The sequence below is a fragment of the Arthrobacter sp. SO3 genome (genome assembly GCF_020532825.1).
Taxonomy (GTDB): Bacteria; Actinomycetota; Actinomycetes; order Actinomycetales; family Micrococcaceae; genus Arthrobacter.
In genome coordinates, this window is record NZ_MQTS01000181.1 from 11418 (window position 1) to 16327 (window position 4910).

7 protein-coding genes are annotated in these 4910 nt (G+C 67.0%); 1 reads left to right on the top strand and 6 read right to left on the bottom strand.

What is annotated here, in order from left to right:
- Nucleotides 1-1017: PrsW family intramembrane metalloprotease (locus BJQ90_RS16870; protein ID WP_226761370.1), on the top strand; the 1017-nt coding region annotated here is incomplete at its 5' end.
- Nucleotides 1018-1079: 62 nt separating this feature from the next.
- Here the strand turns inward: BJQ90_RS16870 and nusB are convergent.
- The 6 genes from nusB to BJQ90_RS16900 all read right to left on the bottom strand — a co-directional run.
- Nucleotides 1080-1490: a transcription antitermination factor NusB gene (gene nusB, locus BJQ90_RS16875; protein ID WP_226761371.1), complete on the bottom strand. Its 411-nt coding sequence runs from the start codon at nt 1488-1490 to the stop codon at nt 1080-1082.
- Complete coding sequence (gene efp, locus BJQ90_RS16880) at nt 1490-2053, bottom strand: elongation factor P (protein ID WP_056429593.1); 564 nt, start codon at nt 2051-2053, stop codon at nt 1490-1492. Before efp ends, nusB begins: the two co-directional genes overlap by 1 nt.
- A 191-nt stretch (nt 2054-2244) precedes the next feature.
- Nucleotides 2245-2763, bottom strand: coding sequence for a tetratricopeptide repeat protein (locus BJQ90_RS16885; protein ID WP_226761372.1), 519 nt, complete (start codon nt 2761-2763; stop codon nt 2245-2247).
- Complete coding sequence (aroB, locus tag BJQ90_RS16890; RefSeq protein WP_226761373.1) at nt 2763-3854, bottom strand: 3-dehydroquinate synthase; 1092 nt, start codon at nt 3852-3854, stop codon at nt 2763-2765. The genes BJQ90_RS16885 and aroB overlap by 1 nt, the downstream gene beginning before the upstream one ends.
- Nucleotides 3851-4423, bottom strand: coding sequence for a shikimate kinase (locus BJQ90_RS16895; RefSeq protein WP_226761374.1), 573 nt, complete (start codon nt 4421-4423; stop codon nt 3851-3853). The genes aroB and BJQ90_RS16895 overlap by 4 nt, the downstream gene beginning before the upstream one ends.
- 32 nt (nt 4424-4455) lie before the next feature.
- Nucleotides 4456-4910, bottom strand: a 455-nt coding sequence (locus BJQ90_RS16900; RefSeq protein WP_226761375.1) for a chorismate synthase, incomplete at its 5' end; no start/stop codon positions are given.

Below are 4910 nucleotides of genomic sequence, written 5' to 3' on the forward strand. Positions count from 1 at the left end.
AGCCTGTTCCTGGTGCTGCCGTTCCTGCTGGGCAGCACCGGGATTTCCGGATTCGCCATCGGCTTCCTGGCTTCGCTGGTACCGCTGGGTACCGTGCTGCTGACGGTGCGCTTCATCGACCGCTGGGAGCCCGAACCCAGGGCGCTGCTGCTTTTCGCGTTTGTCTGGGGAGCCGTCGTCTCGGTTGCGGTGACGATGCTGCTCCAGCCCTACTTCTCGTTCGTGGCCGGGCCGGCGTCCGGCCTGGACTACAAGACCTTCGCTGTGACTGTCCAGGCACCGGTGGTGGAGGAATTCGCCAAGTCCCTGGGACTGCTGCTCCTCCTGCTGTTCGCCCGGAAAAGCTTCGACGGACCGGTGGACGGTGTGGTGTTCGCCTTCACGATCGCGGCCGGCTTCGCGTTCACCGAGAACATCCTCTACTTCGGCCGCGCGATCGCCGAATCCAGCGACCCCGGCACGGACCTCGCGGTGGTGTTTTTCCTCCGCGGGGTGATGTCACCGTTCGCCCACGCCATTTTCACGGGCACGACCGGGCTGGTCATGGGCTTCGCCGCGCGCCGCTGGAACAACGGTCTGTCCGTGCTCGCGTTCGCCGTCGGCCTCGTTCCCGCGATGCTGCTGCACAGCGGCTGGAACGGCATGGGGCAGAACTTCCTGGCCCAGTACCTGCTGGTGCAGGTGCCGATCTTCCTGCTGGCTGTCCTGGTCATCGTACTGCTGCGGGTCGCCGAACGCCGGCTCACCCGCCAGCGGCTCAAGGAATACGCGGCGGCGGGCTGGTTCACCGCGGCCGAGGTGGACATGCTGGGCACCGGCGGCGGACGGCGTTCCGCTTTGCGCTGGGCCAAATCCATCGGCCGGGGCCCGCAGATGAAGGCCCTGCTGCGTGCCGCCACCCAGCTCGCCTTCACCCGGCAGCGGATCCTCAGCGGCCGGGACGTGCCGGTGCACCAGCTCGATGAGCGCCGCCAGCTCGCCGAAATCGGCGCCCTCCGGGCCGCCGTCGTGGGCTGACCCGGAGAACGCAGGAACCCCGCCGGGATGTTCCGGGCGGGGTTCCTTTTCAGCGTCTGGCTCTAGGCGAGCAGCGAAGGCTTCAACTGCTGCAGGCGGCCCAGCAGGCCGTTGATGAACGACGGCGATTCGTCCGTGGAGAGTGTCTTGGCAAGCGCCACGGCCTCACTGACGGCAACGCCGTCGGGAACGTCGTCGTTGTAGAGCAGCTCCCAGGTGCCGATCCGCAGGATGATGCGGTCCACCGACGGCATCCGCTCCAGGGTCCAGCCCTGCGAATAGGTTTCCAGGAACTCGTCGATCGCGCTCTGGTGGGAGATCACGCCCTCAACGATTTCCAGGGTGTACGGGTTGACGATCTGGTCCGTCTGCTCCCGGCGGGACTTCAGCACATCGAACGCCGACACGGAACGTTGTTCCGCTTCGAAGAGAACATCCAGGGCCCGGTTACGGGCCTTACCGCGTGCACTCACTAGTCGTTGACCCGCCCGAGGTAGCTGCCGTCGCGGGTGTCGACCTTGACCTTGGTGTTGTTCTCGACGAACAGCGGCACCTGGATCTCGTATCCGGTTTCAAGCGTGGCGGGCTTGGTGCCGGCCGAGGAGCGGTCGCCCTGCAGGCCCGGCTCCGTGTAGGTGATCTCGAGCACGACGCTGGGGGGCAGCTCGATGTAGAGCGGGTTGCCCTCGTGGATGGCGATGTTGACCATCTGGTTCTCGAGCATGAAGTTGGTGGCGTCGCCCACGGTTGCACCCGGGACGGTGAGCTGGTCGAAGTCGGTCGTGTCCATGAACACGAAGTCCGCGCCGTCCTGGTACAGGTACTGGTAGTCGCGGCGGTCAACCGTGGCGGTTTCGATCTTGAGTCCGGCGTTGAAGGTCTTGTCGACGACCTTGCCGGACATCACGTTACGCATCTTGGTGCGCACGAACGCTCCGCCCTTGCCGGGCTTGACGTGCTGGAACTCAATGATGTTCCAGAGCTGGCCCTCAAGCTTAAGGACGGTTCCGTTCTTGATGTCGTTAGTGGTTGCCACTGTATCCTCTGGTTTCTTTGCTGGCTGCTTCTAGCTGCCAGCCGGTTATGCCAGGCAAGCATGCCGAATGGCCCGCCAGCGCGTATTTATCAAAAATCCAAGATCCATTCTACCGGTTTTGTGGGTCCGCTGCCTGACGGGCCCGGGCGGGGCCCGGGCGGGTTCCCCGCGGGGGTCCTGGCTGCCCGGTGTCAGGAGGAGAGATCGAGGACGTACCGGGCGCGTTGCAGCGCCACCGTCGAGGCGTAGATCAGGGCGGCATCCGCGGACCCGGCGACGAACAGGTCCAGTGCCTTGGCGAAGCATTCGACGGCGGCGGCAGTGTTGCCGCTGGCGAAGTAGGAGCGTCCGAGGTGCTGCCGAATGACGGGCTCGTCCGGGGTGCCTCGGGTCTCCGCCAGCAGCTGCCGGAACAGTTCGACCGCCCGGTCCAGCCGGTTGGAGACCCGCAGGACGTCCGCTTCGAAAATGCGCAGGCGCAGCGAGGAGGGGTCGTTGTAACGGGCCTCGGCGAGCAGCTCCGCGGCTTCGCCGGCGTGGCCTTGAACAAGGCGCACGAAGATCAGGTCACCGGGGTCGGTCGAGGCTGCCAGCGCTGCCGCGACGGCATCCTCGTTGACGATCTGCGGCACCAGGGTGTCCGGGTTGATCTTGATCCCGGTAAACCCTCCGTCCGGCCAATCGCTGGTGCCGCCTGTGGAAAATGGCATCAGGAGGCGATCTCCTGGTACGCGGCGAACAGCAGCGAGGTGTCAGGGACGTCGAGGATCCCGGGGCGGGCCACGCCGTCGAGCACCACGAAGCGCAGCAGGTCGCCACGGGACTTCTTGTCCCGCCGCATGCCGTCGAGCAGGGCCTGCCAGCGGTCGCGCCGGTAGGTGAGGGGCAGCCCGAGGCTTTCCAGGATGCTGCGGTGCCGGTCGGCGTCGGCGTCGCTGAGGCGGCCGACGCTGCGCGAGAGTTCCGCCGCGAACATCATCCCGACGGAGACGGCGGCGCCGTGCCGCCAGGAGTAGCGCTCGACCAGTTCGATCGCGTGGCCCAGGGTGTGCCCGTAGTTGAGGATTTCGCGCTGGCCGGTTTCCAACAGGTCCTCGGATACGACCCGGGCCTTCACCGTGATGGCGCGTTCGATGAGTTCGCGTACGGCGTCCGAGCGGGGATCGGAGACGGCGCCGGGATCCTTTTCGATCAGCTCGAGGATGGCGGGGTCGGCGATGAAGCCGCACTTGATGACCTCGGCCATGCCGGAGATGATCTCGTTCTTCGGCAGCGTGTCCAAGGTGTCGAGGTCCGCCAGGACACCGGCGGGCGGGTGGAACGCCCCGACGAGGTTCTTGCCTTCGGCCGTGTTGATGCCGGTCTTGCCGCCGACGGCGGCGTCCACCATGCCGAGCAGGCTCGTGGGCATGTGGATGACCTTGACGCCGCGCAGCCAGGTCGCGGCCACGAAGCCGGCCAGGTCCGTTACGGCCCCGCCGCCGACGGCGACGATGGCATCCGAACGGGTGAAGTCGTTCTGGCCCAGCACCTGCCAGCAGAAGGAGGCCACCTCAATGTGTTTGCCCTCCTCGGCGTCGGGGATCTCGGCGGTGAGTGCCGTGAACCCTGCCGTGGAAAGTTCCTCCCTGACGGTGTCGCCGGTGAGGCGCAGCGCACGCGGGTGGATGACGAGGACGCGTTTGACCCGCTCCCCCAGCAGTCCGGGCAGGCCGGCCAGCAGGCCGCGGCCCACAACGACGTCGTAGTTCTCACCGGGTGTCTGCCCGGTGACCTTGATGACTGTTGATTCAGTGATCACTTTTCAACTTCCTTTGTCGCCGCTGGCGTGGGTACGGCCGCGGTTCCCCCGGCGGCGTAACCGCGCAGGGCATCTTCAATCCGGTGCGCGAGGTCCGGCACGGACCCGTTCCGCACGTCGATTACCAGATCCGCCAACCGTTCGTAGACCGGCCGGCGGGTGGCGAACAGTGTCTTCCATCGTTCCATGGCGTCCCCGGCCAGCAGGGGCCGGCCCGAACTGCGGGCGATGCGTTCCGCCACCGTGTCCGCGTCGCACTGCAGGTAGACCACGGTGCAGCGTTCGAGCAGTTGCTGGGTGCCGGAGTCCAGCACGGCGCCGCCGCCGAGGGAGATGACGGTGCTGCTGCCCCGCGCGTCTTCAATGGCACGCGCGACGGCCCTGGCCTCCAGTTCCCGGAAGGCGTGCTCACCGCGGCTGGCGAAGATCTCCGCGATGGATCCGTGGTTCGCCACAACCGCGACGTCGGTGTCCACGAAGGAGGCGCCCAGATGCTGGGAAAGCTGGTGTCCGATGGCTGATTTGCCCACCGCCATCGGCCCGATCAGCGCGATGGGCCTGGCGGTCATCCCGGCCGGCGCTGCCGGCGTTTCAGCGGGCACTACCGGCCGATCGAGTCCAGGGACGCCGGAATGTTGTCCAGATAACCCTTGATGTTGCGGGCGGTTTCCTGCACGGAATCGCCGCCGAACTTTTCGGTGACCGCTTCGGCCAGGACAAGGGCCACCATGGCCTCGGCGACGACGCCGGCCGCGGGAACGGCACAGACGTCCGAGCGCTGGTGATGGGCCTTGGCGGCCTCGCCGGTGCTGACGTCGACGGTCTTGAGCGCGCGGGGCACGGTGGCGATCGGCTTCATCGCGGCGCGGACGCGGAGCACGTCGCCGATGCTCATGCCGCCTTCGATGCCGCCGGCGCGGTTGGAGGTGCGGATGATCTTGCCGTCGGCGTCTTTCACGATCTCGTCATGCGCTGCCGAGCCGCGGCGGGAGGCGGTGAGGAAGCCGTCGCCGACCTCGACGCCCTTGATGGCCTGGATGCCCATCAGGGCGGCGG